Origin of the sequence: Croceitalea sp. MTPC5 (assembly GCF_036985505.1) — a bacterium.
Taxonomy (GTDB): domain Bacteria; phylum Bacteroidota; class Bacteroidia; order Flavobacteriales; family Flavobacteriaceae; genus Croceitalea.
The window spans coordinates 221,139-245,604 of the sequence record NZ_BTGQ01000006.1; the positions used below are offsets into that span (position 1 = coordinate 221,139).

A 24,466-nucleotide genomic window follows, 5' to 3' on the forward strand; every position below is an offset into this window, starting at 1 on the left:
GGTTACCTAATACCCCAAGCGGATAGAATACTATCAGCTATTTTTATCTTTGTAGGTAATCAAAATCACCGTATTTGGAACCCTTTGTAGTATCGGCAAGAAAATACCGTCCGCAAACCTTTAAAGATGTTGTCGGACAACAAGCCATTACCGATACGCTTGAAAATGCCATTGCCCATAATCACTTGGCACAAGCACTTCTGTTCTGTGGCCCAAGAGGTGTTGGCAAGACAACCTGTGCGCGTATCTTGGCAAAGAAAATCAATGAAGAGGGTTCTGAAGGTACTGATGAGGATTATGCCTTCAACATTTTTGAATTGGATGCCGCCTCGAATAATTCCGTTGATGATATCAGAAACCTTACCGATCAGGTTCGAATTCCACCACAGGTGGGCAACTATAAGGTCTACATCATTGATGAGGTACATATGTTATCGCAATCTGCGTTCAATGCATTTTTGAAAACCCTTGAAGAGCCTCCAAAACACGCTATCTTCATTTTAGCGACAACAGAGAAGCATAAAATTATACCAACCATATTATCACGTTGTCAAATATTTGATTTTAAACGGATTACAGTCAAAGATGCCGCAAATTACCTGCAGTATATCGCTAAGGAACAAGCGATTGATGCCGAAGAGGATGCTTTGCATATCATTGCGCAAAAAGCAGATGGTGCTATGCGTGATGCCTTATCCATTTTTGATAGGGTGGTCAGTTTTTCTGGGAAGAATTTAACGAGAAAAGCCGTTACCCAAAATTTAAATGTATTGGACTACGAGGTCTACTTTAAGACCACCGACTTCATTCTTGAAAATAAAATACCAGAACTGTTGTTGCTATTAAACAGTACACTGGCCCTTGGTTTTGATGCACATCATTTCATCATTGGCCTTGCGTCACACTTTAGGGATTTAATCGTGTGCCAGCATCAAGAGACCCTAAGTCTATTAGAGGTAAGTGAGGGTACCAAAACCCTTTATTTTGAACAAGCCAAAAAAGCCAAAAAGGATTTCTATCTAAAAGCGCTGGATTTGGCCAATGACTGTGATCTGAAATACAAGACAAGTAAAAATCAACGTTTATTGGTTGAACTTACCTTGATGAAATTGGCCTCCATCGACTTTGACGCTGAAAAAAAAAAGCCTGAATTTATAATTCCAGCTACTTATTTTAAGGGGCAACCCTTTCAAAAGGCACCATCATACACTATCTCAGATGAGTCTACAGTTACTGCCCCGCATATCGAAAAAAATACAGAGGAAGTAATTCAAACTACCGAAATACCCGTCAAAAAAGAAATTCAACCTTCCGACACCCCGCCCAAGCCGGTAGCTAAAAAAATAGAGCTTAAAAATTTGCCGAATAGGGTCTCTGGCCTATCCATATCTAGCCTTAAGGCCAAAAAAGAGCATCAAAATTCAAAGGTTGACCACACCAAAATGGTTGACTTACCCAAAGAACCTTTTGAAGAAGCTAACATGCAAAGCCTTTGGGCAACATTTGTTCAAAAACTGGAAGATCAGGGAAAGAAGATATTGGCTGCAAACTTGCAGGCCGATGTTCCGAAATTGAAGGAGGATTATACCATATGGATTGAACTACCCAATTCTACCATGAAAAAAGAAGTTGAGCGCGAACAAAGCCTAATGCTCAATTTTCTAAAAAATGAACTAAACAACCACTTCATTACCCTTTCGATAACCGTCAATGAAGAAGCGGCCAAAAAATTTGCTTTTACCCCTGAGGAAAAATACGAAAAACTGCGCGAAAAAAACCCGGCGCTCGACTTATTAAGAAAAGAATTCGATTTAGATTTATAATCAGTTACTGCTTGTGCGATTGGCAATGGCATAAATTGACATTGCGATGCCAGCAATAAGCAGACCTAACGCCTCCCTACCCCGCTCGATATTTACGATATCACCTTCACCTATGGTTACTCCCTCAAATTTTTCAGGCCAAGTGTATATGGCGAGACCAAAATAAAAGATTGCCAATAGCAATGCCCAAAAAAGACGAAGGTTGCCAAGGGCAAATAGTAGTGAAGCAAAAGCCGCCATGCCGTATATGGCATACCACTTAACCGCATCGGGATCATTGTGTTGTACAACCGCGGCATAACTAAAAAGTGCCATAAAGACAAAAGCTAGGATTTTTAAGAACTTGTTCATATTGGTTGTTTTATATGTTGCTCTAAAATATCAAAAACTTCAATAGCCTCAAGCTCTTCTTTGACGACTACACCTTTGGCATTGGAGATTAAAATGGGATAATCAAGGGTGCTTTCAGGTAACCTGCCATGCGATCCCTTGACTAAATTGGCATTCAAAGGTATAATATCCAATACGCTTCTAAAGCCAATTTTCTTCTTGATAAGCTTCCATAACACCTTTAGCATCACCAAATTGTCGTTAGGGTCGGTAAGCATCTCAACAGGGTCATACCCCGGTTTTTTATGAATATCGACCATTCTGGCAAAATCAGGTGCTTTTTTATCATCATTCCAAAAATAATACGTGAACCATGAGTCTTTATCGGCAACTGCAATTAAATCCCCAGAACGTTCATGGTCTAATTTAATCTGTGATGATTCTGTTTTGGAAAAAACCTTTTCTACACCCTCAACATTTTCAATCAGTTCTTTTACCTCTTCTACTTTCGATTTGTCTTTCACATAAATATGGCAGACTTGATGGTCTGCGACGGCAAAAGCTGCACTTGCCCCAGCATCAAGCAATTCCAATCCGCGTTCTTCACGAATGGCGATAAGGTTATTTTGACGCAATACCCTATTTAGATGAATGGGATGGTTTACATCCGTAATTCCATATTCTGACAAGATGACGATATTGGCATCCCTTTTTTGATAATAATCGACCAAACCTTCAACTACATGGTCAATCTCTCGTAGGTCTTTTGAAATGATTTTAAAGTCATGCCCAAAGCGTTGTAGATTGTAATCTAAATGCGGTAGGTACACCAAGGTTAGCGTGGGATCATGTAATTTATCCATCTCCACAGTAGCATCAGCAATCCATTGACTCGATTTTATGGACGTTTTTGGTCCCCAAAAATGAAATAGTGGAAATGTACCCAATTTATCCTGAAGTGTGTCCCTAAGTTGGGAAGGATGGGAATATACATCAGGAATCTTGCGACCATCGGCCAAATAATTAGGCCTTGGGGTAACACTGTAATCAACGGTTGAATACATATTGTACCACCAAAACATGTTCGCGCAACTAAAATCGCTATGTTCTTCCTTTAACTTCTCCCAAAGTTTAGGTGCCTGAACCAGCTTATTCGACTGCCTCCAAAATTTTACTTCACATTCCTCTTTAAAGTACCAACCGTTACCCACTATCCCATGTTGCGAGGGCCATTTACCCGTAAGGTACGTCGACTGCGCCGTACAGGTAACGGCAGGCAGTACGGGTTTTACAAAACCACTATGGCCAGACGCTAGAAAAGACCTTAAGAACGGGGTGTGCTCCCCAATCAAGCGTTTGGTCAGGCCCACCACATTGATGACTACCGTTTTTTTCATGTTACAATCTTTCTTTCAACCAGTTGATTTCACGTATAATCGAATCGGAAAGTGCTGTTTTTAAGTCAATGGGAAGTACATCCCAAGTATAGGTCTCAATCTCGAGATGGTCACATATCTTGTTCTTCTTAAGATAGTCGATGACCTTTAGTATATGATCCTGAGTGGAATACAAAGGCGGAAACTTTTGAAGAAATATAGGTACATGAAAATGTGCCCTTAGTTGCGCCCTACGCCCTTTTTTCTCTAGTAGTTCAGGTAAATCAGCATATGTTTTCACCCCTTCGTCACTAAGTTCCGTGACCTGATGTAGATAGGTCGGTTCGTTAAATTTCGAAAGGCTCTCCCAAATGTGCTGATTATCGGTTTCGTTGAAAAGTACTTTTAAAGCAGCACTGACCTGAATTTTTCCAATTTTAATGTCATTTCCCAAGAACTTTTGAAACGTATGTTCTGGCTCTTCATACGCCAGTGAAAAATGGCAAATGTCATAACATATAGTAAGATGCCTTTTGATAATACGTTCCGCATTGTCATTAGGAATACCGAATTCCTTTTTAAATCTATCCACTCCAATGGGAATAAGGTACTCCTTGAAAAAAGAAATCACTTCATCGGTATTCTCAAGAATTCCATCAGGTTCCGGTTCGATATCAAGATGCAGATAGTTTCCCGTTTCCTTTTCAGTTTGATACAATCGCAAGGCCACTGCTATCATACCTTGGGCACCAACTTTTTTTGCATGGTCAAGTTCTTCTTCACTGGAATACCAATGCTTGTATGAAATGGGGGAAGTTGAAATGCCCCCAGAAATACCTTCTGGCAATAGAAAATTAAGCTGTTTAAACAATCGTATCGTATAGTCAACCCTTTCTTGGGTCGTCCAATCTGGCCGGTGCACCTTATCTTTTACGGCCTCACCATGAAAATTTCCATAAGGAAATCCATTCATTGTGAATATATAGATTTGATGGGCGGTCAACCAATCTTTGAACTCCTGTAATTTTGAACCGAACCCTAGTTCTTCGCTTGCTTTATTAGACAATCGTAGCCCCAAACCAAATTCCTGGGTTTTAGAAACCTGGGACTTAATAAGGGGAACATAATTTTTTAAACTATCGAATGTAGTTTTCCAGTCTTCACCAGGGTGAATATTAGTACAATAGGTGGTATGGTAAAAATTTGATACTAACATCTAATTCGATTCGTGTTTTTCGATGGTTCTCATGGCAATCGCTTCCACCATTTTATCCCTATCGATTACATGTACATCATGTTTGGAACCGATTCCGGAAATCAACGTAATAGTCAATTGCCCCCCTAGGTGTTCCCTAAACTCTTCAATGCCTTTAAGCAGTTCATTAACAGCCTTTTCCCCTTCAACGGGCAGTGTCAGGTCAAAACCTATCTCCCTGAACACCTTTAAAATTCGATTCAATGTCGCTAGTTCTATAAGACCTATTAAATATGCATAAGTTACATCTAAAGCTATGCCTTTGGCCACCGCCTCCCCATGCCTTAGCTTATAACCGGTCATCTGTTCCAACTTATGGGCTGCCCAGTGTCCAAAATCCAAGGGCCTAGAAGATCCATTTTCGAAGGGATCTCCACCTTGCCCGATGTGTTGCATATGAATTTCAGCACAGCGATGTATTAAAGGTCCCATCGCTTCTAGCTCCCTATTCGCCAAGTTATGTGCATTGGTTTCAATAAAGTTAAAAAAGGGTTCATCTTTTATCAAAGCGACCTTTAAACCTTCGGCAATTCCCGAAATCCAGTCACGTCGTTCAAGGGTCTTCAAAAAATCAAAGTCATTTATAATAGCATAAGGAATCGCAAATGTGCCAATGAAGTTTTTCTTGTCGAATGCGTTGATGCTATTTTTCACACCTACTGCCGCATCATTTTGTGCTAAGACGGTTGTTGGTATTCGAATTAATTTTACGCCCCTATGAGCCGTGGTAGCTGCATAACCGACCATATCAATTAAGGCACCACCACCTATAGCCACAACAAAAGAATGTCTACAAATACTTTTTTCGTTGATTGCGTTCCAAATTTTAGTGACGTTTTCTTGATTATTTTTACTTTCTTCACCGCCAGTTATGGTAATTATTTCTTTTAAATCGATTTTAGACCTGTAAAAAGAACAATAACCTTCAATTGCTTCTGAAAGTGGGCTATTTGCGTCTACAACCCCTTTATCCAGTATAAAAACACATTTAACCTGGCCTTCAGTTTGATAATTACGGATAAGATTTACAAATAGGGCGTTTGAAGTATCAAATAGCCCTGTCGTAAAGTATAGTTTATAGTCGTAATTGACCGTAAATGACTGTGATATGGAAGGAAGTTTCATAAAATCAAACTAAGTTACCGCAAAAGCTTTTGATAATACAATCGATACCGGCAACAAAGTCAATATTACAAGGCCAATTGCGAAATTGGAATGTGCAACGGCAATTACAGAATCTAAAAGAATAATTGAAATCACGCCCGCCTTTACAGCCTTTTTAATATTTGATGGTGTATTCTTAAGGTACGCTTTTGTTAAAGGAATACCGATAGAAACTATAAAAACGAGTACGAATATATGACTTACACCAAGATTTGAAACAAAATCGGTATTGAAGTATAAAACGATTACAACTACGATTAGATATAAGATACCTGCAAAAACAATGTTCTTTTTGTTATTTCCATTCACCTCTCCTTGACTTATCATGGTAATCGCAGCGATATAAATTATTGGGATTATAGCGTATTTAAAATGCCCCAATTCTGCAAAAACAGACATTCCTAATAGCAAATTCATTCCTCTGCAAATACCCATATTCAAGGGGCCCAATACTTTTCTATTCTTTGAGTAACTATCATAGGTCAAAATAAAAAACACCAAAATTGCCGCTATTATCCCACTCATATTGGTAACTGAAAAAGCAAGTGCCAATCCAATGACCAACAAGCCGAATCCAAAAATTCGAGCTTCCCCAATTTTGATTACTCCTTTGGGGAGCGGTCTTTCAGGTCGCTCTACCTTATCCAATTCAATATCAAAAACATCATTCAAAACGACACCACCAGCATATAAAAAAATAGAGGAAAGGACCAGTAGCCCACCCAATGGGTCCAACTCAATTGTGAAGTGATCAAAAAAACCTGCCAACGCGAGGCCTGCCAAAATATCAGCAGCCGATGTGGGTAAATTTGCCGGTCGGCATAACTGCAAAAAAGCTTTCGTTTTTTGACCCATCAAACGATTTTGTCGCGCTCTACCTTAGGTTCTTGACCCCTTAAAACGCTGTTGTCATGAAATAGCTTTCTTTGATCGATAGCTTCTGGGGTCAGCCAGTGTTCCTCTTTCATTTTACCTGACTTACCAAACGTGTCCAATGCATTTTGGTAACAAGTTTTGACAACATCTTCTTTCGCAATTCCCCTTTGAAGCATCAGATTTGCCGTTTTGGGTACCGCTAAGGGATCACTCACGCCCCAATCAGCGGAGCTATCGACAATGATGTTGGTACTACCGAACCTTCTGACCACCTCGACCATACGCTCATTTCCCATTTTTGTTTTCGGGTAAATGGTAAAGGCCGCTATAAAACCTTTGTCCAGAACATCTTGAACGGTTTCTTCATTGTTATGATCTATTACCACATTACTTGGGTCAAGACCATGTTCTAAACAGACTTCCATACTTCTTAAGGTGCCTGCCTTTTTATCGCGATGTGGAGTATGCACTTGAACCATCATATTGAATTCCTTGGCCAGCTCAAGCTGTTCCCTAAAGTATTTATCCTCTGCGGGGGTTTGGTCATCATAACCTATCTCACCCACTGCGACCACATTTTCTTTTTGGAGGTAAAGTGGAAGCAATTCCATTACCTGCTCCGCCAACGCCTCGTTATTCGCCTCTTTTGAATTGAGCCCTATGGTGCAGTAATGTTTAATGCCGAACTGACTGGCCCTAAAGGCCTCCCAGCCTACGAGACTACTAAAATAATCTTGAAACGAACCCACTTGGGTCCGGGGTTGCCCTAACCAAAAAGAAGGTTCGATGATGGCCACTATACCAGCCTTTGCCATCGCCTCATAATCATCGGTTGTTCGTGATGTCATATGAATATGGGGGTCAATAAAATGTAATTTCTCTTCCATTGTTATCGTTTCAAAGTTTTCCAAGTGAGGGATTCCTTTTCTATTTCGTTTCTTAGGGATGGATAACCATCCAGTAATTCTTTTGCCTCACTCTTATTTGAATGGTAACAGACCAGAGCCGCAGCATTTCTTTCAATTGGATTATCGCTTTCAAAAAGTCGTACCATATCCTCTAACGTTTGACCTTCCAAAAAATTTGAAACGGGCCTCCAAAATTCAGGGTCTATGGTTCGTGATGCTGCCCAGCGCTCATGGGCATAATCTGAGATAATCCGTGCCAATTCCTTATTAGCCATTTTATCCACGTCCACGATTTGTGACAAATCGCGTTGCATAAAGGCCGCTTTCAAATACATTTGATTCCATTGTTGTGCATTGAAATAAAGAGCAGGATATGGGTTGTTCATTGCGATGGCATCAAAAATCGTGGCAATATTGGTGCGAAGTGCCTCGACAGCGGCAAATTTAAAATTCCCGGCATTTGGCAATAAAACCAAGTATTTCAATAGTGTCTCCAATTCAGAGGTATCGGCTATCCCGATAATGTTGCGTACTTTATCCTCAAAAAAATCAAAATTCGATTCCAATATCCTAACAAGCATAAAGGTGCGTGCCAACTCCAAGGTATTTGCACCCTTTTCTTTTAAATGGGCAACAGTCTTATTTTCATCAAAACCCTTGAAATCAAGCACCCGTTTTTCAACTTTTGAGGCGCAGTGCGTATAGGCCATGTAGAATTTTTTGACGGATAGCTCTTGAACGATTAAATCAATTTTATCGAATATCCACTGTTTTTCTTCTTTAGAACCATTTTTTTCAAGTATTTCAGACAGTATATCACCCGAATTCGAATAAGGCATTTCGCTAGATTGGATTTAGTAGATTATTACTTAAAAAAGTGATACACAAATATAATCATACTTGTGCGGATATGTTCTTATCGGAAACCACAATAACGGTTATCTTTGAAGTCTTTAAGCTCAAGAAAACAGTTATGTTAGGACTCAAATTACCTACCGATCCCAGATGGGTGAACATCGTTGAGAAGAATATCGATGAGATACTGACCGATCATGCCTATTGTGAACAAAAGGCGGCAAGCACGGCTATTTCCTTAATCGTTTCCTTTCCTGAGTACACCGAGTTGATCCAAGAAATGATCGCGTTATCACGTGAAGAGATGGGGCACTTTAAAATGGTCCATGATCTAATCCTCTCACGCGGGGGCACTTTAGGGCGAGACCGAAAGGATGACTATGTTGTCGAACTTTTAAAATTCTTCCCTAAAGGTGGCAGTAGAACAACCCAATTGGTCCATCGATTGTTATATGCCGCATTAATAGAGGCAAGAAGCTGTGAACGTTTCAGGTTGCTTTCAGAAGAATTGGAAGATAAGGAACTGTCAGAATTCTATAGAAAACTGATGATCAGTGAGGCAGGACATTATACCATGTTTTTACAATTTGCACGTCAGTATGGAGACCGGGAAGAAGTAGATGAAAAGTGGCAAAACCTTCTCGATTATGAGGCAAACATCATGAAAAACCTAAGTAACAAGGAAACCATTCACGGTTGACCTTAGTTTTCCAACTTCTTTTTATAATAATCATAGATTGCGAACTGTGAGCGTACTTTAGGTTTGTCATCATCGCGATAGGCATTATCATGCTTTTGAGAGAAAACCCGTCCCTTTATATTATCATTCCAAGATATCTCGAAAGTATCCAATAACTCTTGTTTGATATCCTCATCATAAATAGGGCAGCCGACCTCTACGCGATAATCTATGTTTCGTGTCATCCAATCCGCCGAGGAGATATATACTTTCGGGTCATTATTATTGCCAAAAATAAACACCCTCGGGTGCTCTAAAAATTTATCCACCACACTGATGGCCTCAATATTCTCACTCATTCCCGCAACACCAGGTATCAAACAATTCACCCCTCGTATGATCAATTGTATCTTCACTCCTGCCCTACTCGCCTCATATAATTTGTCAACCATTTTATAAGAGGTAAAACTGTTCATCTTTATCTTGATGAATGCATCCTTTCCTGCCCGTGCATTTTCGATTTCGCCATCTATCAACCTACTGAAAACACTTTTGGTATAATGTGGGGATACGATCAAGTGTTTGTACTTGTTAATCTTATAGGGCACCTCAAAGAAATCAAAGACCCGATTCACTTCTTTTAAAATCGCATCATGACTTGTAAACAACGTAAAATCAGTATATATCTTCGCAGTAGACTCATTGAAGTTACCCGTACTGATAAAGCCATACCTTTTGATACCGTTCTCTTCTTCACGTTCTACAAAACACACTTTGGTATGTACTTTGAGCCCTGGTATACCAAAAATCAATTTAATACCCTCTTCTTGAAATTGGTTGGCATATTGAATATTTGCCTGCTCGTCAAATCGTGCCTGAAGTTCTATTTGTACGGTGACCTCTTTTCCGTTTTTTGCAGCATTTATAAGGGCTGCAGCCACTTGAGAGTTGTTGGCCAAACGGTAAACCGTCAATTTAATACGACGCACCTGTGGATCCAAGGCGGCCTCTTTTAAAAAATTGATGACATACGAATAATCTTGATAGGGGGTATAGATCATATAATCGCGCAAGGCGATTTGTTCGAGGATACTGCCTTCGAGGTGAAAACCTTTAACCGGCAAGGCGTCAATCTTCTTGTACAGCAAGTCTGTTCTTCCCAAACTTGGAAAACCCATATAGTCACGCCTGTTATGGTATTTACCACCGGGAATAACACTATCGGTTTCCTCGATATTCATTTTTTCCTTAAGAAATCGTAGCGTGTCCATTTTGATTTTCTTGTCATAGACAAAACGGACCGGATCGCTGATCTTTCTGTGCTCGACACTTGAGGATATCTTTTCGATGAAACTCTTACTGAGATCATTATCCATATCAAGTTCGGCATCCCTAGTGATCTTGATCATATGCGCAGCTATCTCTTCGTATTCGAACATGGTGAAAATCTTACCCATGCAAAAGCGGATGACATCATCGACCATCATGATGTAATTTTTGCCATTCTCTTCAGGAAGCACCACGAAACGCTTTAATGTTTTAGGAATCTCGATCAAAGCATATTGAACGCCTGCCCTTATGCTTTCTAACTTTGAATCCCCTTTCAGTACTATCCGCACCGCCAAATAGGCCGCCGTATCCTTTAAATTTGGAAATTCAGCTAGGTTATTCAGAATAATGGTAATCAATTCAGGATTCACCTCCTTCAGGAAGTAATTTCGAATAAACACCGCTTGGGATTCACTGACCTCGGTCTCATCTATCAAAAATATCTGCTCGGTTGCCAGTTCCCGTTCGATTTGCTGTAGAATTTTTCCGCTTTTGGATTGTAACCGGATAACGTTTGTAGTGATTTCCTCCAAAAGGTCCTTGGCCACCTCACCACCTAAAACGCTTTTCCCCGATTTACCGGCTTCAACGATTCGTTTGACCGTGGCGTAGCGCACTTTAAAGAACTCATCTAAATTATTACTGAAAATACCCAAGAAACGAAGGCGTTCAATCAAAGGCACATCTTTATCGGCGCTTTCTTGCAAAACCCTTTCGTTAAAATGCAACCAACTTATTTCTCTGTTTATGTACTCATTTTTAGGTTTAACAGTCATTTGTCATCTTAGGTTTTTGGGAAAAATTGTTTCAATTGTAGTTCCATTTTTCAACTCACTCCACTGATTTACATCAAATTGAATTTCAGTCAACCCTGAGGTAGGCACATTGTCAATATAGGTATCTCCGAGCTCATTTACAAGAGAAGTAAATGCGTAATTGTGCCCAAATACCATTACGCTATCACAAGCTTCGGGCAGCCCCTTTAAAAAATTCAAAACCGACTCACCAGAAAAGTCATAGAGCCTATCTGAAATTGCAAATTTTTTAAAACCGACACTAAGGTTTCTTACAAAAATTACCGCGGTATGAAGGGCCCTTATGGCGTGACTGGAATAAATAAAATCCAATTTCTTATCCCTTTTCTTGAATTCTTGGGCGACCAAATGAGCGTCATTGATACCTCGTTCCTTTAATGGCCTGTCTTTATCATCTGCATTGTACGACCATGATGATTTACCATGCCTAACAAATACTACTGTTTTCATATGGTTCGGTTTTTGGTATTATTATTTGAAATCCCTTTATCATATATTCAAAACTAGGGTTGCAAGCGTTCGATTTTCCAATGGTGATCATCTTGAAGGGTATATCGAATTCTATCATGTAATCGGTTTGGGCGACCTTGCCAAAACTCTATGGAAACTGGCCTTACCAAATACCCTCCCCAGTTCTCAGGTCTTTCCACTTCTTTATTTTCATATTCTTTTTCCAACTTTTGTAACCGCTCTTCCAAAACCTTACGCGATGCAACTACCCTACTTTGTTCAGAGGCAATGGCGCCCAACTGACTACCGACCGGACGGGACTCAAAATAACCATCAGAGAGATTTTCCGCTATTTTCCCTGCATTACCTTTTATGATGACTTGTCTTTCAAGGTTAGGCCAAAAAAAAGATAAACATATCGATGGGTTTTCCGCTATTGCCCTTCCTTTTTCACTATCATAATTGGTGTAAAAAATAAAGCCTTCAAAAGTGTATTTTTTCATAAGTACTACCCTACTCTTCGGAAAGCCATCCAGCCCTATGGTCGAAACGGTCATCGCGTTGGGTTCGTCTACCCCATCCGAGGCCTCAATCTCATCAAACCACCGTTGAAACTGCTCTAGGGGGTTTTCAAGTATGGCATCTTCTATTAAAGCACTCTTTTCGTAAGATTTTCTGTAATTGCTAAGGTCTTTTTGCATAGTTCTTCAAAGTTCTGCAAAAGATGGGAGAAGTTAAAATATCAACAGGTTTTGTTCTAACTAAGCTAAAAATGATTTTCCGTCTTCGGCAAGTTCAACATTTTCAAAAACCGTCTTTGCCTCTTCCCTAAAAAGCTCCAATGATTTATACCTTGTAGAATAATGCCCCAAGATCAGTTTGCCCACATTGGCCTTTTTTGCAATTGTTGCAGCTTCTTTGGCCGTGGCATGTTTTGTTTTTGCGCAAAGATGTTTTTCTGTTTCCAAAAAAGTGGACTCATGGTATAACAAATCCGTTCCAGCTATTATGGAAACAATTTCCTCTTTGTATGCAGTATCACTGCAAAAGGCATAACTTTTTGGTTTTGCTGGGTCAAAGGTTATCTTCTCATTAGGGATGACAGTTCCATTTTCAAGGGTAACGGCTTGGCCTTTCTTGATATTGTTATACTGATTTTTATCGATTTGTAATTTTGAAACAGCCTCAATATTCAAAGTCCGCTCTGATGACTTTTCTTGAAACAAAAAACCGTTTGTATAAACCCTATGATGTAGCGGAATTGTTTTTACCGACACCTTATCGTCCTCAAAAATCGTTTGGCTTGTGGTGCTGGTCAACTCATGAAAAATAAGGGGATAATTTGTCCAAGAATCCCCAAGTTTTAAAAGTAGGGTAATTGCTTCCTTGATTCCTTTTGGCCCGTAAATGTGTAACTCTTGTTCCCTACCCAATAACCTAAAGGTCGAAACCAATCCAGGTAACCCAAAAAAATGATCACCATGCAGATGTGAGATGAAAATATGCTTGATTCTTGAAAACTTGATTTTCATTTTGCGGAGCTGCAACTGCGTACCTTCACCACAATCTATCGAAAACAAGTGGTTTTTTATTTCTAAGACTTGTGCAGTAGGGTTATTTAGGTTTCTCGGAGTGGCTGAATAACACCCTAATATAGTTAACTTCATAAATCAAGGTCGCGTTCTATCTCTTCCATTTCTATAACATCCATAGCTTCTTGAATAGTGGGCACGACACATATTTCTTCAGGAACTTCATCATAGGACACCTTCTCCGTAACCAAAACAAAGGATTTTTTTAAACTGCGATGGGTGTTCGATAGTTCTAAAAATTCGAGGATATCACCAGCACTTAAATGTTCAAAGCTAAATAAGTTGACAATGATATGATCATGTTTAAGATCGTGGTATCCTTTTTTTAAATTTTTCAAAAAAGTTTCTAAAGAGGTGTTTTCTTGAAAAACCGTTGTTGTCGTTCCTTGTTTATCAAAAATCATGGTCGTTATTTAATTTTAGAGGCCAAAAGATAGATTACGGCCATACGGATTGCAACCCCGTTTTCAACTTGGTTTAAAATAACCGATTGATCTGAATCCGCCACATCACTCGTAATTTCCACTCCCCTATTTATTGGTCCGGGATGCATGATGACAATCTTCTTTTCAAGACTGTCCAATAATTTTTTATCCACTCCATATTGTTGGGTATATTCCCTTGTCGTCGGAAAATAGCTAATGTCCATTCGTTCATTTTGAACACGTAACATATTGGCAACATCACACCATTCAAGGGCATCTTTAAGATTCGTTTCCACACCAACACCTAATGATGCTATATGTTTCGGAATCAAGGTCTTTGGTCCGCACACCTTTACATTTGCACCTTGTAACTTCAGGGCAAAAATATTTGACAATGCCACTCTTGAATGTAAAATATCGCCAACGATCACCACATTCTTTCCAGCAACCTCCCCTAATTCCTCTTTAATGGAATACGAGTCTAAAAGTGCTTGGGTCGGGTGTTCATGAGCCCCATCACCTGCATTTACAATAGCAGCGTTGACATGCTTTGAAAGAAATATACCGGCACCAGGATTAGGATGGCGCATCACTACCATATCAACTTTCATGGATAGGATATTGTTGACGGTATCTATTAAAGTCTCCCCTTTTTTGACTGAGGATTGGGCCGCTGAGAAATTTATCACATCAGCCGATAATCTTTTCTCTGCAAGTTCAAAGGAAAGCTTCGTTCTTGTACTGTTTTCAAAAAAAATATTGGCTATGGTGATATCCCTGAGCGTAGGCACTTTTTTAATGGAACGATTAATGACCTCTTTAAAATGATCGGCCGTTTCAAAAATGAGTTGTATATCCTTTTGGTTCAGATACTTTATTCCCAATAAATGGTTAACACTCAATTCACCCATAATCTATCTACTTACTAAATAAACCGCATCTTCCCCGTCATTTTCCTTCCACATTACTTTTACCTTTTCTTCATTGATTGCATCTACTTGGCGCCCCCTATAATTCGGCTGTATGGGCAAATGCCTACTAAACCTTCTATCTATTAAGGTGAGTAGTTCGATTTCTTTCGGCCTGCCAAAAGATTGGACTGCGGTCAGTGCTGCCCGAATACTTCGACCGGTGTATAGCACATCGTCTACGAAAACAACTTTTTTATTTTCCACCAAAAAGTCAATTTTTGTCTGATTTGCGGCAAGAATCTTATCACCACGCCTAAAATCGTCACGATAGAAAGTGATATCAAGGGAACCCAATTTTATGTTATGTACCTTATAATCTTGCTGTAGAAGTTTTGCCAAGCGGTTTGCTAAATAAATGCCCCGAGGTTGAATACCGATTAAAACGGTATTTGAAAAATCAAGATGGTTTTCTAGAAGCTGGCAAGCTAAACGATGAAGAATGATATGAATTTCTGTGTCAGAAAGGAGTCGTTTTTGGCTCATAGGCTATACAACCAATGCATTTGAATTACAAAAGTAAGCAATTCTAAAGGTAAGTCAATATAAAAGAAAAGCCCTTGATGAATATTCATCAAGGGCTTTTCAAGATTGGGGGCCAACGCTTATTTCTTTTTGGCGTCAGCTTCCATTTTCTCTTTCAGCGCCTGTAACTGTGAATTGGCATCACCTAGGGTAGGTGCAGCTTCATCGGCAGCAGCTGCCATTTTCTTTTTGGCCGCTTTTACATTTCGCTCTTCTTGTTCCCTAAACAGGGCAGTATGACTGGCAACCACTCGTTTGAAGTCTTTATTGAACTCGATAATCTTGAATTCAACCTCTTCACCCTTAGTGATTTTTTTACCGTCTTCTTTCTCCATATGTCGAGAAGGGATAAAACCGGTAATATCGTCATTGAAAACAACTGTTGCACCTTTATCAACAATATCACTTACAGCTGCTTTGTGCACAGTTCCTTCGGCGAATTCAGTTTCATACTTGTCCCAAGGATTTTCTGTAGTCTGTTTGTGGCCCAAACTTAGTTTTCTGCCTTCAACATCCAATTCAAGAACCTCAACCTCTAAAGTATCCCCTACGTTTACGAACTCGGAAGGATGCTTGATTTTCTTGGTCCATGACAGATCGGAAATATAGATCAATCCATCGATACCCTCTTCCATTTCAACAAAGACACCGAAATTGGTAAAGTTCCTCACAATACCTTTATGCCTTGAGCCAACGGGGTATTTTGAAGTAATGTCCGTCCATGGATCTGGAGTCAGTTGTTTGATCCCTAAAGACATTTTTCTATCTTCCCTATCAAGGGTAAGTACTACTGCCTCGACCTCATCACCTACTTTTACGAAATCTTGGGCAGATCGTAAGTGCGTAGACCATGACATTTCTGATACGTGAATCAATCCCTCAACACCTTCAGCAACTTCAATAAACGCGCCATAGTCTGCAATAACGACCACTTTACCTTTTACCTTGTCACCTATTTTCATTTCATCACCTAAGGCATCCCATGGATGTTTCTCCAATTGCTTAAGACCTAGTTGTATTCTTGATTTGTTATCATCAAAATCAAGGATTACCACATTTAGTTTTTGATCCAGTTCAACAACCTCGTTTGGATGGTTGATCCTGCTCCAAGAAAGATCCGTGATATGTACAAGTCCGTCGACACCGCCAAGGTCAATAAAGACACCATATGATGTGATGTTTTTGACGACACCTTCCAATACCTGACCTTTTTCAAGCTGACCGATAATCTCTTTTTTCTGCTCTTCAATATCAGCCTCGATAAGTGCTTTATGCGATACTACGACATTTTTGAACTCATGGTTGATTTTCACCACCTTGAATTCCATTGTTTTACCAACGTACTGATCGTAGTCACGAATTGGTTTCACATCAATTTGAGAACCGGGCAAGAATGCTTCGATACCAAAAACATCGACAATCATACCACCTTTGGTTCTACACTTTACAAAACCGGTAACGATCTCTTCTTTATCGTGGGCAGCATTAACGCGATCCCAAGCCATAATAGTTCTGGCCTTTCTATGCGATAAAACCAATTGACCCGTTTTATCTTCCCTGATATCGATAAGTACCTCTACTTTATCCCCAACCTTCAAATCAGGATTGTATCGGAACTCGTTTAATGAGATAACCCCTTCAGATTTTGCATTGATATCAATAATGGCCTCGCGGTCGGTCATGTGCACGACCTTACCCTCAACCACTTCGGCATCTGCGGTATCGACAAAGTTCTCCTCAACTAAAGATTCAAACTCTTTCAACTTTGTATCATCAACACGCTCAATTCCCTCTTCATACTTGTCCCAATCAAAGGTTTCAAGAAATTCTTGTGGGTCTTGCTTTGGTGTTTCCTGTTTTTTTGTCTCTACTACCTCTTGAAGTGTTTCGGTAGCTGCTTGCGAAGCTTCAGTGGCTTCTACTGTTTTTTGCTCTTCAGCCATTTGCTGATTACTATTTGTATTCTACAGATTTACAAGGGTTAAACGATTACTGTAGAAGTCGTTATTCTTTTTTCGATCCCTTTTTTCCCTTGTGTTTCGTTAAAAAGGAGTGCAAAAATACAATTAATTCCCAGTTATACAAAGTACTACCCATATTCATAAAAAAAGCGCCAACAAATAACCCGAATTTCATTAAAAATGTGACTTTTATGGTTATCTTGGTTCTTACAAGTAAGATAAGCATTAAAATAATTAAGACATTATGAGTGTTAAAGCAAAATATCAAGGTGTTCTCGATTTAGGTCAACAACTCGGAATCAAAAATGGGGACGTTTCAGAAGAAGGTGGCGTATTAAAGATAAAAGGTGAGGCAAACACACCTTACGAAAAGGATTTATTGTGGGATAAAATCAAACAATTAGGTGGCGAAAATGCTTCTGATGTAAAAGCGAATATCACGGTTAGTGATGACTCTGTTTATCATAGGCATACGGTTGCCAGCGGAGAATCTTTAAGCAAAATCGCGAAACATTACTATGGCGATGCCATGAAATATAATAAGATTTTTGATGCCAATACCAACATCTTAAAGAATCCTGACGTGATTCACCCCGATCAGGTTTTGGTCATTCCAAACATCTAGGCCTACTACCTAGATTTTAAAGACAAGAAAATCCCGTTGTTATCGCAACGGGATTTTTTTATTTTTCCAATCTTAAGGTTCAAGACCTTTATGGCCTGTCGGATTTGTCTTTGGAATTCATTGATTGATTACCCGTAAGGTGAAGTTGTATATGCGTTCAAACTGCTCTTCAAGGCCCATATCACTATTGTCAAAAACGATGGCATCGTCTGCTTTTCGAAGCGGGGATACCTTTCTATTGGAATCGATGGCATCACGCTCTTCGACATTTTTAAGTACTTCCCCATAGGTTACCTTATCCCCTCTATCCAAGAGCTCTTTATAGCGTCGCTGCGCCCTTGCCGCGGCAGAGGCGGTCATGAATATCTTAAGCTCCGCATCAGGAAAAACAACGGTACCGATATCGCGACCATCCATTACAATACCCTTTTCCTTGCCCATTTGTTGTTGCATAGCAACCAACTTGTCACGTACGGCTTTTATAGTAGCTATTTTGCTTACCTGACGAGAGACTTCCAAGGTCCTGATTTTACGTTCCACATTTTCACCATTCAATGTAATATCCGATTGGCCTGCTTCACCACTCAAAACAAACTTCAATTGAATTTTTGGCAATGACTTTACTACTGCCAATTCATCGAATCGTTCATCTGAAACGAAACCATGGTTCATGGCATAAAAAGTGACCGCTCGATACATGGCGCCCGTGTCTACATAAATGTAGCCCAATGCTTTTGCCAATTGTTTGGCGATAGTGCTTTTTCCGGTTGAGGAAAAACCATCAACTGCAACGGTAATTTTTCGCATGTCTAAAAATACCTAGAAATTATGTTCTTAAATACTATAACTTTTTTGCGTTCTTTACTTTTTGATTCGTCACGGCAATGGCAATGACCTCGCTCATATCAGAGACATAATGAAAGGTCAATCCTTTAAGATAATCCGCTTTTATTTCTTGAATGTCTTTTCGGTTATCTTCACAAAGAATGATTTCTTTGATCCGTGCCCTTTTTGCTGCAAGTATTTTTTCTTTGATACCCCCGACCGGAAGCACTTTACCCCTTAGTGTAATCTCTCCGGTCATTGCAACACTTTTCTTTACTTTACGTTGCGTGAATAAAGAGACTAATGATGTCAACATCGTGATACCCGCACTTGGGCCGTCTTTAGGTGTTGCCCCTTCAGGTACGTGTATATGCACGTTATAATTGCCAAATACTTCGGGGGTTATCCCAAACACTTCAGCATTTGACTTTATATATTCCATGGCAATCGTGGCAGACTCTTTCATTACTTTACCCAAATTACCCGTAATGTTCAAAGTGCCCTTACCTTTTGAGAGTATGGATTCTATAAATAGGATGTCACCACCTACACTTGTCCACGCCAAGCCGGTGACTACCCCGGCGACATCGTTATTCTCATATTTATCACGTTCTAACCGTGCGGGACCAAGAATTTTCTCAATATCTTCATTAGTTACCTTAACATTGTATTCGTCTTCAATAGCAATGTTCTTAGCCGCATAGCGAACCATTTTTGCAATTTGCTTTTCTAAAGATCTTACCCCGGATTCCCTGGTGTATCCCTCAACGATCTTTTCCATTTGGGGTTTCCCGATTTTTAGATCTTTCGCCCCCAGACCATGTTCTTTCAATTGTTTTGGCAGTAGATGCCTTTTGGCAATTTCCACTTTTTCCTCTATCGTATACCCAGTAACGTTTATAATTTCCATACGATCCCGTAAAGCAGGTTGAATGGTACCTAAATTGTTTGCGGTAGCTATGAACATGACCTTTGAGAGGTCGTAGCCCATTTCTAAAAAGTTGTCATAAAACTCCCCGTTTTGTTCTGGATCCAAAACTTCAAGCATTGCTGACGATGGATCGCCTTGATGACTTGAAGAAAGTTTGTCAATCTCATCTAAAATAAAAACAGGATTTGAAGTGCCCGCTTTTTTCACACTTTGAATGATCCTGCCAGGCATGGCACCTATATAGGTCTTTCGATGTCCCCTAATTTCAGCTTCGTCACGTAGACCGCCCAATGACATACGCACGTATTCCCTACCCAATGCCTCGGCAACCGATTTGCCCAACGATGTTTTACCGACACCAGGAGGTCCATACAGGCAAAGAATGGGTGATTTCATGTCATTTCTAAGTTTCAAAACAGCCAGATATTCGATAATCCTTCGCTTTACATCCTCTAGTCCATAGTGGTCCCTATCCAATACTTTCTCCGCTCTTTTTAAATCGAACTTATCCTTTGAAAATTCGTTCCAAGGCAACTCTAAAAACAAATCAAGATAATTTCTTTGAATGGAATACTCTGCCACCTGCGGATTCATACGCCGCATTTTGGCCAATTCCCTCTCAAAATGCGCTGCCACTTTTTTACCCCATTTCTTTTTCTTGGCTTTTTCAGACATTTCATCAACTTCCTCTTCATAAGACAAGCCCCCCAATTCTTCTTGAATGGTCTTCATTTGTTGATGCAAAAAGTATTCCCGTTGTTGCTGGTCCATATCTGAACGGACCTTGGATTGAATGTCTTTTTTCAACTCTAACTTTTGAAGTTCGAGGTTCATATACTTCAATGTCGCCAAAGCACGCTCCTGTAAATCAGAAATCTCGAGCAAATGCTGCTTTTCGACCATACCCAAGTTCAGGTTTGAAGAAACGAAGTTGATCAAAAACGAATTGCTTTGAATATTCTTGATAGCAAAGGTCGCCTCACTAGGAATGTTCGGATTGTCTTTGATAATCTTGTAAGCCAGTTCCTTAATGGAATCGATTATGGCCAAGAATTCTTTATCGTCCTTATCAGGTCTTGTTTCTTGGGCCTCGCCAATAGTCGCGGTCATATAAGGATTTTCAGTAAGCACTTCGGCTATTTCAAACCTTTTCTTACCCTGTATGATTACCGTTGTATTACCATCGGGCATTTGAAGCACCCTGAGAATACGGGCCACGGTACCCAGAGTATTAATATCCTTTACCTCAGGGTTTTCGGTTTCCTCATCTTTTTGTGACACCACCCCTATGGTCTTATTACCCCCGTTGGCATCTTTGATAAGGTTTATGGACTTATCGCGTCCGGCGGTTATCGGAATAACCACTCCGGGGAATAAAACGGTATTTCGAAGGGGCAAAATAGGAAGTGTCTCTGGAAGATGTTCCTTATTCATTTCCTCCTCATCCTCAGGTGTCAATAATGGGATCAATTCTGCTTCCTCATCGATTCCCTGCAAAGACATATTGTCAAAATTTGTGAATTTTACTTCTCCCATAATCTTTATATCGGTCATTCTGTCATCAAAAGACAGTATTCTTGAATTGTTGTTCTATAACTATTTTCTTTAACTCCTTGTTTGTTAGAGCCCTTGAAAAGAAAATTGGCACATTTTCATACAAGCTATGCAATACGCATGCCATGGTTTGACCAAAAAAATATCAAAAACTGTAACAAATTGTAAATTGGTTCATCTATACTACAAATCAATCAACTTTTTGAGCCAACAAATTGAACATATTGATACCTTGATACAGTGGTGTCTTGAAGGAAAGCAAAGCGCACAGTTAGCGATTTACAATAAGTACTATAAGGCAATGTACAACACGGCGCTACGAATTGTAAAACATACTGCCGAAGCCGAGGACATTATGCAAGAATCGTTCTTGAACGCGTTTACGAAACTGCATACTTTCAAAGGCGAGGTAACCTTCGGGGCATGGTTGAAAAGAATTGTAATCAACAACAGTATCTATAACTACAGAAAACAGCAAAAAAGCAGTACTGTGGATTTAGATGAAGTAATGTACAAGGTCGAAGATAATGATGGGGTTGTACCGGACCAAAATGGATGTTTAGAACTGAAGGCTCAAAAAGTGATGGATACCATGAAAAGTTTGAAAGACAATTACAGAGTTTCTTTGACCTTACATTTAATCGAAGGATATGATTATGAGGAAATAAGTGCCATAATGAATATTAGTTATGCCAATTGTAGAACAACGATTTCAAGGGCTAAAGAAAGTTTAAGAAAAAAGTTGACCGTAAATGCTTAATTATGAAAGAGGATGATATAAAACTACTTTTTGAACGCTTACATGATGATTTTGATTGTGAAAATCCGAAAGAGGGGCATCAAGAAAGGTTTTTAGCGAAACTGAACCGATCAAACGGTGTTGTGAGCTTACAAAAAAAGAAACGAAACTGGTGGAAACCCTTGGCGATTGCGGCATCTATAGCTATTGTGTGTGCCTTATCGTTACAAGTGTTCACCAATAAGCAAAGTATTAAAGAACAAGTAGTTGAGATTTCGCCAGAGGTATCACAGACTGAATTCTATTTTGCGGGTCTTATCGAAGAACAAGTACAACAACTTCGTGATGAAAAATCCCCAGAAACCGAACAACTTGTTGATGACACCCTTTTTCAGCTCGAAAGACTGGAAATCGATTACAAGAACCTTGAGCAAGAACTTGTAAATGGCGGTGATAGTAAGCTATTGCTGAATGCAATGATCAATAATTTTCAAACTAGAATTGATTTATTAAAAGAAGTACTGACCACAATTGAATCTATAAAAAACTTAAAATATCAAAATGATGCGAACTTTACTATTTAAATTTATAGGTATAACCCTATTATTCATTTCGTTCGGTGCCACAGCTGCTGTCGAGGGTGGTGGAATGAAGGGTAAGTATACCAAAGAAAAGACCATAAAAAAAGAATTTAATGTGAACGCCGATGCACTGTTAAAAGTCAAAAACAGTTATGGCAACCTAAACATTACCTCATGGAACGAAAACAGGGTCGTTATCGAGGTCACTATCAAAACCAATGGTAATAACGAAGAAAAAGTACAGGACAGGTTGAACGAAATCGATGTTGACTTTGAAAATAGCAACAGCATGGTCGCTGCAATGACCCGATTCGGTGAAAGAAATAGAAATTGGGGTTGGAAATGGGGCAAGCGCAACAATGTCAGTGTCAAAGTGAACTATACCATTAAATTACCGGTAAAGAACAGTGTAAACCTCAGTAATGATTACGGTAATATCTATTTAGACCGGGTAGATGGTCATGCCAAAATAAACTGTGACTATGGAAAAATGGAAATAGGCGAGTTACGCGGTAGAAACAATGACCTGCGATTTGACTATACCTCACGTTCAACGTTTGAATTTATAAACAGTGCGGAGATTACCGCCGACTACTCTGGTTTTACCATTGAAAAAGCCGGGGATCTAAAAATAAATGCCGACTATACCAATGCGGTAATCAAAGAAATGGGTAGCCTTTCCTATACCTCTGATTATGGTTCCATGGAAGTTGGCAGTGTACAGAACATTTCAGGTAATGGAGACTACTTTGGCTTAAAATTAGGAAGGGTATACGGTAATTTAAGCGTAACCGCGGATTATGGTTCAGTTAAAGTCGAGAAGATGACCGCCGAAGCCGGTAATATGGAAATAAAGTCTGATTATACCGGTATCAAAATTGGATATGATCCCGATTACCACTTCAACTTTGAAATTTCAGCGGAATATGCGGGAGTAAGTGGCAAAGGTGATTTTACCATCAATATCAGCAAAGAAAAATCAAGTGACAAGTATTACAAAGGGTATTATGGCAGTGAGAACTCTGAAAATATGGTGAATATTACCAGTGATTATGGCGGAATAACATTTTACAAAAACGAATAATAAGTAGCAATCAAATTAATAATAGGTATCCCGGTCAGGCTGGGTATTAAAAACACGATCATGAAAAAAATAATAACACTGAGTTTAGCCTTTTGCACAGTCATAGCAAGTGCGCAATGGGGAAAGAGAATAAAAGGAAACGGTAAAACGGTAACTATCGAGCGTTCTGTTGGAGACTATGACGCCGTAGCAGTTGCCGGTTGGTTTGACGTTCATCTGGTAGATGGAAATGAAGGTGAACTGACCTTGAAAGGTGAAGAAAACCTTTTGGAATACATCAAGACCGAGGTAAATGATGGTAAATTGGTCATTAAGGTAAAAAAAGGCGTCAACCTTAAACCCTCGAATTGGAATTCGGGAATTTATGTTACCGTACCTGTCGAGACCGTTGATATGGTCTCCCTTTCAGGGTCTGGGGACATTGTAGGCAAGACAACCTTAAAATCAGACCGGTTCAAAACCTCATTATCGGGTTCGGGTGATGTGACCTTAGCTATTGAGGCTGGTACTATAGATGCATCCATGTCTGGATCAGGGGATATCAACTTATCAGGTTCTGCACGTGATTTTGATGTTTCAATTTCTGGTTCTGGTGATATCAAGGCCTATGACCTAAAAGCAGAGAACGTGACAGCCCAAGTCTCTGGTTCTGCCGATATAAAGGTGACCGCGACAGAAATGATAAAAGCAAGGGTGTCGGGTTCAGGTGATATCAGCTACAAGGGAAATCCGAAAAAAATCGATACCAAAACCTCGGGTTCAGGTGATATTACAGGCTACTAAATATTAAAACAAC

Annotated in this window: 24 protein-coding genes; 7 read left to right on the forward strand and 17 right to left on the reverse strand. The window is 39.6% G+C overall.

Annotated features, from left to right (window positions below; all coding sequences use genetic code 11):
* Positions 1 to 74 precede the first annotated feature (74 nt).
* The gene (locus tag AACM45_RS17870) at positions 75 to 1,823 is read left to right on the forward strand and encodes a DNA polymerase III subunit gamma/tau (protein WP_339144327.1); all 1,749 of its coding nucleotides are present in this window, start codon (positions 75 to 77) and stop codon (positions 1,821 to 1,823) included.
* Here the strand turns inward: AACM45_RS17870 and AACM45_RS17875 are convergent, their stop codons facing one another.
* From AACM45_RS17875 to AACM45_RS17905, 7 genes are read right to left on the reverse strand one after another with little or no spacing between them, the layout of a single operon-like run.
* Positions 1,824 to 2,174, reverse strand: coding sequence for a transmembrane 220 family protein (locus AACM45_RS17875; RefSeq protein ID WP_339144328.1), 351 nt, complete (start codon positions 2,172 to 2,174; stop codon positions 1,824 to 1,826).
* Positions 2,171 to 3,550 (reverse strand): alkaline phosphatase family protein, encoded by a 1,380-nt coding sequence (locus AACM45_RS17880; RefSeq protein WP_339144330.1) that lies wholly within the window; start codon positions 3,548 to 3,550, stop codon positions 2,171 to 2,173. The genes AACM45_RS17875 and AACM45_RS17880 overlap by 4 nt, the downstream gene beginning before the upstream one ends.
* A gap of 1 nt (position 3,551) precedes the next feature.
* Entirely contained in the window at positions 3,552 to 4,745 is a 1,194-nt protein-coding gene (gene eboE, locus AACM45_RS17885) for a metabolite traffic protein EboE (RefSeq protein WP_339144331.1), read from the reverse strand.
* Positions 4,746 to 5,909, reverse strand: coding sequence for a 3-dehydroquinate synthase (locus tag AACM45_RS17890; protein WP_339144333.1), 1,164 nt, complete (start codon positions 5,907 to 5,909; stop codon positions 4,746 to 4,748).
* A 9-nt stretch (positions 5,910 to 5,918) separates the two neighbouring features.
* A complete protein-coding gene (gene eboC / locus AACM45_RS17895) occupies positions 5,919 to 6,803 on the reverse strand; it encodes a UbiA-like protein EboC (protein ID WP_339144335.1) in 885 nt (294 codons plus the stop codon).
* On the reverse strand, positions 6,803 to 7,711 hold the full coding sequence (locus AACM45_RS17900) for a TatD family hydrolase (protein ID WP_339144336.1): 909 nt from the start codon (positions 7,709 to 7,711) through the stop codon (positions 6,803 to 6,805). Before AACM45_RS17900 ends, eboC begins: the two co-directional genes overlap by 1 nt.
* Positions 7,712 to 7,713: 2 nt before the next feature.
* Positions 7,714 to 8,571, reverse strand: coding sequence for an EboA domain-containing protein (locus AACM45_RS17905; protein WP_339144338.1), 858 nt, complete (start codon positions 8,569 to 8,571; stop codon positions 7,714 to 7,716).
* 134 nt (positions 8,572 to 8,705) lie between these two features.
* Between AACM45_RS17905 and AACM45_RS17910 the strand changes: the two genes are divergently transcribed.
* The gene (locus tag AACM45_RS17910; RefSeq protein WP_339144447.1) at positions 8,706 to 9,287 is read left to right on the forward strand and encodes a tRNA-(ms[2]io[6]A)-hydroxylase; all 582 of its coding nucleotides are present in this window, start codon (positions 8,706 to 8,708) and stop codon (positions 9,285 to 9,287) included.
* 2 nt (positions 9,288 to 9,289) lie between these two features.
* Here AACM45_RS17910 and ppk1 read toward each other — a convergent pair whose 3' ends face one another.
* The 8 genes from ppk1 to rpsA all read right to left on the reverse strand — a co-directional run bounded on the left by ppk1 (position 9,290) and on the right by rpsA (position 17,313).
* Positions 9,290 to 11,371 (reverse strand): polyphosphate kinase 1, encoded by a 2,082-nt coding sequence (ppk1, locus tag AACM45_RS17915; protein WP_339144340.1) that lies wholly within the window; start codon positions 11,369 to 11,371, stop codon positions 9,290 to 9,292.
* Between the two features lie 3 nt (positions 11,372 to 11,374).
* Positions 11,375 to 11,860, reverse strand: a complete 486-nt coding sequence (locus AACM45_RS17920; protein WP_339144341.1) for a SixA phosphatase family protein — start codon at positions 11,858 to 11,860, stop codon at positions 11,375 to 11,377.
* Between the two features lie 53 nt (positions 11,861 to 11,913).
* Positions 11,914 to 12,561, reverse strand: coding sequence for a pyridoxamine 5'-phosphate oxidase (gene pdxH / locus AACM45_RS17925; RefSeq protein WP_339144343.1), 648 nt, complete (start codon positions 12,559 to 12,561; stop codon positions 11,914 to 11,916).
* A gap of 60 nt (positions 12,562 to 12,621) precedes the next feature.
* Positions 12,622 to 13,527 (reverse strand): ribonuclease Z, encoded by a 906-nt coding sequence (locus AACM45_RS17930; protein ID WP_339144344.1) that lies wholly within the window; start codon positions 13,525 to 13,527, stop codon positions 12,622 to 12,624.
* Positions 13,524 to 13,856 (reverse strand): ribonuclease Z, encoded by a 333-nt coding sequence (locus tag AACM45_RS17935; RefSeq protein WP_339144345.1) that lies wholly within the window; start codon positions 13,854 to 13,856, stop codon positions 13,524 to 13,526. The genes AACM45_RS17930 and AACM45_RS17935 overlap by 4 nt, the downstream gene beginning before the upstream one ends.
* Positions 13,857 to 13,861: 5 nt before the next feature.
* On the reverse strand, positions 13,862 to 14,788 hold the full coding sequence (locus AACM45_RS17940; protein ID WP_339144346.1) for an aspartate carbamoyltransferase catalytic subunit: 927 nt from the start codon (positions 14,786 to 14,788) through the stop codon (positions 13,862 to 13,864).
* 3 nt (positions 14,789 to 14,791) lie between these two features.
* Positions 14,792 to 15,331: a bifunctional pyr operon transcriptional regulator/uracil phosphoribosyltransferase PyrR gene (pyrR, locus tag AACM45_RS17945; protein WP_339144347.1), complete on the reverse strand. Its 540-nt coding sequence runs from the start codon at positions 15,329 to 15,331 to the stop codon at positions 14,792 to 14,794.
* A gap of 119 nt (positions 15,332 to 15,450) precedes the next feature.
* Complete coding sequence (gene rpsA / locus AACM45_RS17950) at positions 15,451 to 17,313, reverse strand: 30S ribosomal protein S1 (protein WP_339144349.1); 1,863 nt, start codon at positions 17,311 to 17,313, stop codon at positions 15,451 to 15,453.
* Between the two features lie 262 nt (positions 17,314 to 17,575).
* On the opposite strand from rpsA, the gene AACM45_RS17955 reads away from it, so the two are divergent.
* Positions 17,576 to 17,956: a LysM peptidoglycan-binding domain-containing protein gene (locus tag AACM45_RS17955; protein WP_339144351.1), complete on the forward strand. Its 381-nt coding sequence runs from the start codon at positions 17,576 to 17,578 to the stop codon at positions 17,954 to 17,956.
* Between the two features lie 117 nt (positions 17,957 to 18,073).
* Here AACM45_RS17955 and cmk read toward each other — a convergent pair whose 3' ends face one another.
* The gene (cmk, locus tag AACM45_RS17960; protein ID WP_339144353.1) at positions 18,074 to 18,763 is read right to left on the reverse strand and encodes a (d)CMP kinase; all 690 of its coding nucleotides are present in this window, start codon (positions 18,761 to 18,763) and stop codon (positions 18,074 to 18,076) included.
* Between the two features lie 34 nt (positions 18,764 to 18,797).
* Positions 18,798 to 21,248: an endopeptidase La gene (gene lon, locus AACM45_RS17965; RefSeq protein ID WP_339144355.1), complete on the reverse strand. Its 2,451-nt coding sequence runs from the start codon at positions 21,246 to 21,248 to the stop codon at positions 18,798 to 18,800.
* A 220-nt stretch (positions 21,249 to 21,468) separates the two neighbouring features.
* Here lon and AACM45_RS17970 point away from each other — a divergent pair, with 220 nt between their 5' ends.
* Genes AACM45_RS17970 through AACM45_RS17985 form a run of 4 tightly spaced genes read left to right on the forward strand, consistent with a single transcriptional unit; the run spans position 21,469 to position 24,453 of the window.
* Entirely contained in the window at positions 21,469 to 22,026 is a 558-nt protein-coding gene (locus tag AACM45_RS17970) for an RNA polymerase sigma factor (RefSeq protein WP_339144356.1), read from the forward strand.
* A 2-nt stretch (positions 22,027 to 22,028) separates the two neighbouring features.
* The gene (locus AACM45_RS17975) at positions 22,029 to 22,589 is read left to right on the forward strand and encodes a hypothetical protein (protein ID WP_339144357.1); all 561 of its coding nucleotides are present in this window, start codon (positions 22,029 to 22,031) and stop codon (positions 22,587 to 22,589) included.
* A complete protein-coding gene (locus tag AACM45_RS17980) occupies positions 22,570 to 23,670 on the forward strand; it encodes a hypothetical protein (protein WP_339144448.1) in 1,101 nt (366 codons plus the stop codon). The genes AACM45_RS17975 and AACM45_RS17980 overlap by 20 nt, the downstream gene beginning before the upstream one ends.
* 60 nt (positions 23,671 to 23,730) lie before the next feature.
* Positions 23,731 to 24,453, forward strand: coding sequence for a head GIN domain-containing protein (locus tag AACM45_RS17985; RefSeq protein WP_339144358.1), 723 nt, complete (start codon positions 23,731 to 23,733; stop codon positions 24,451 to 24,453).
* Positions 24,454 to 24,466 lie beyond the last annotated feature (13 nt).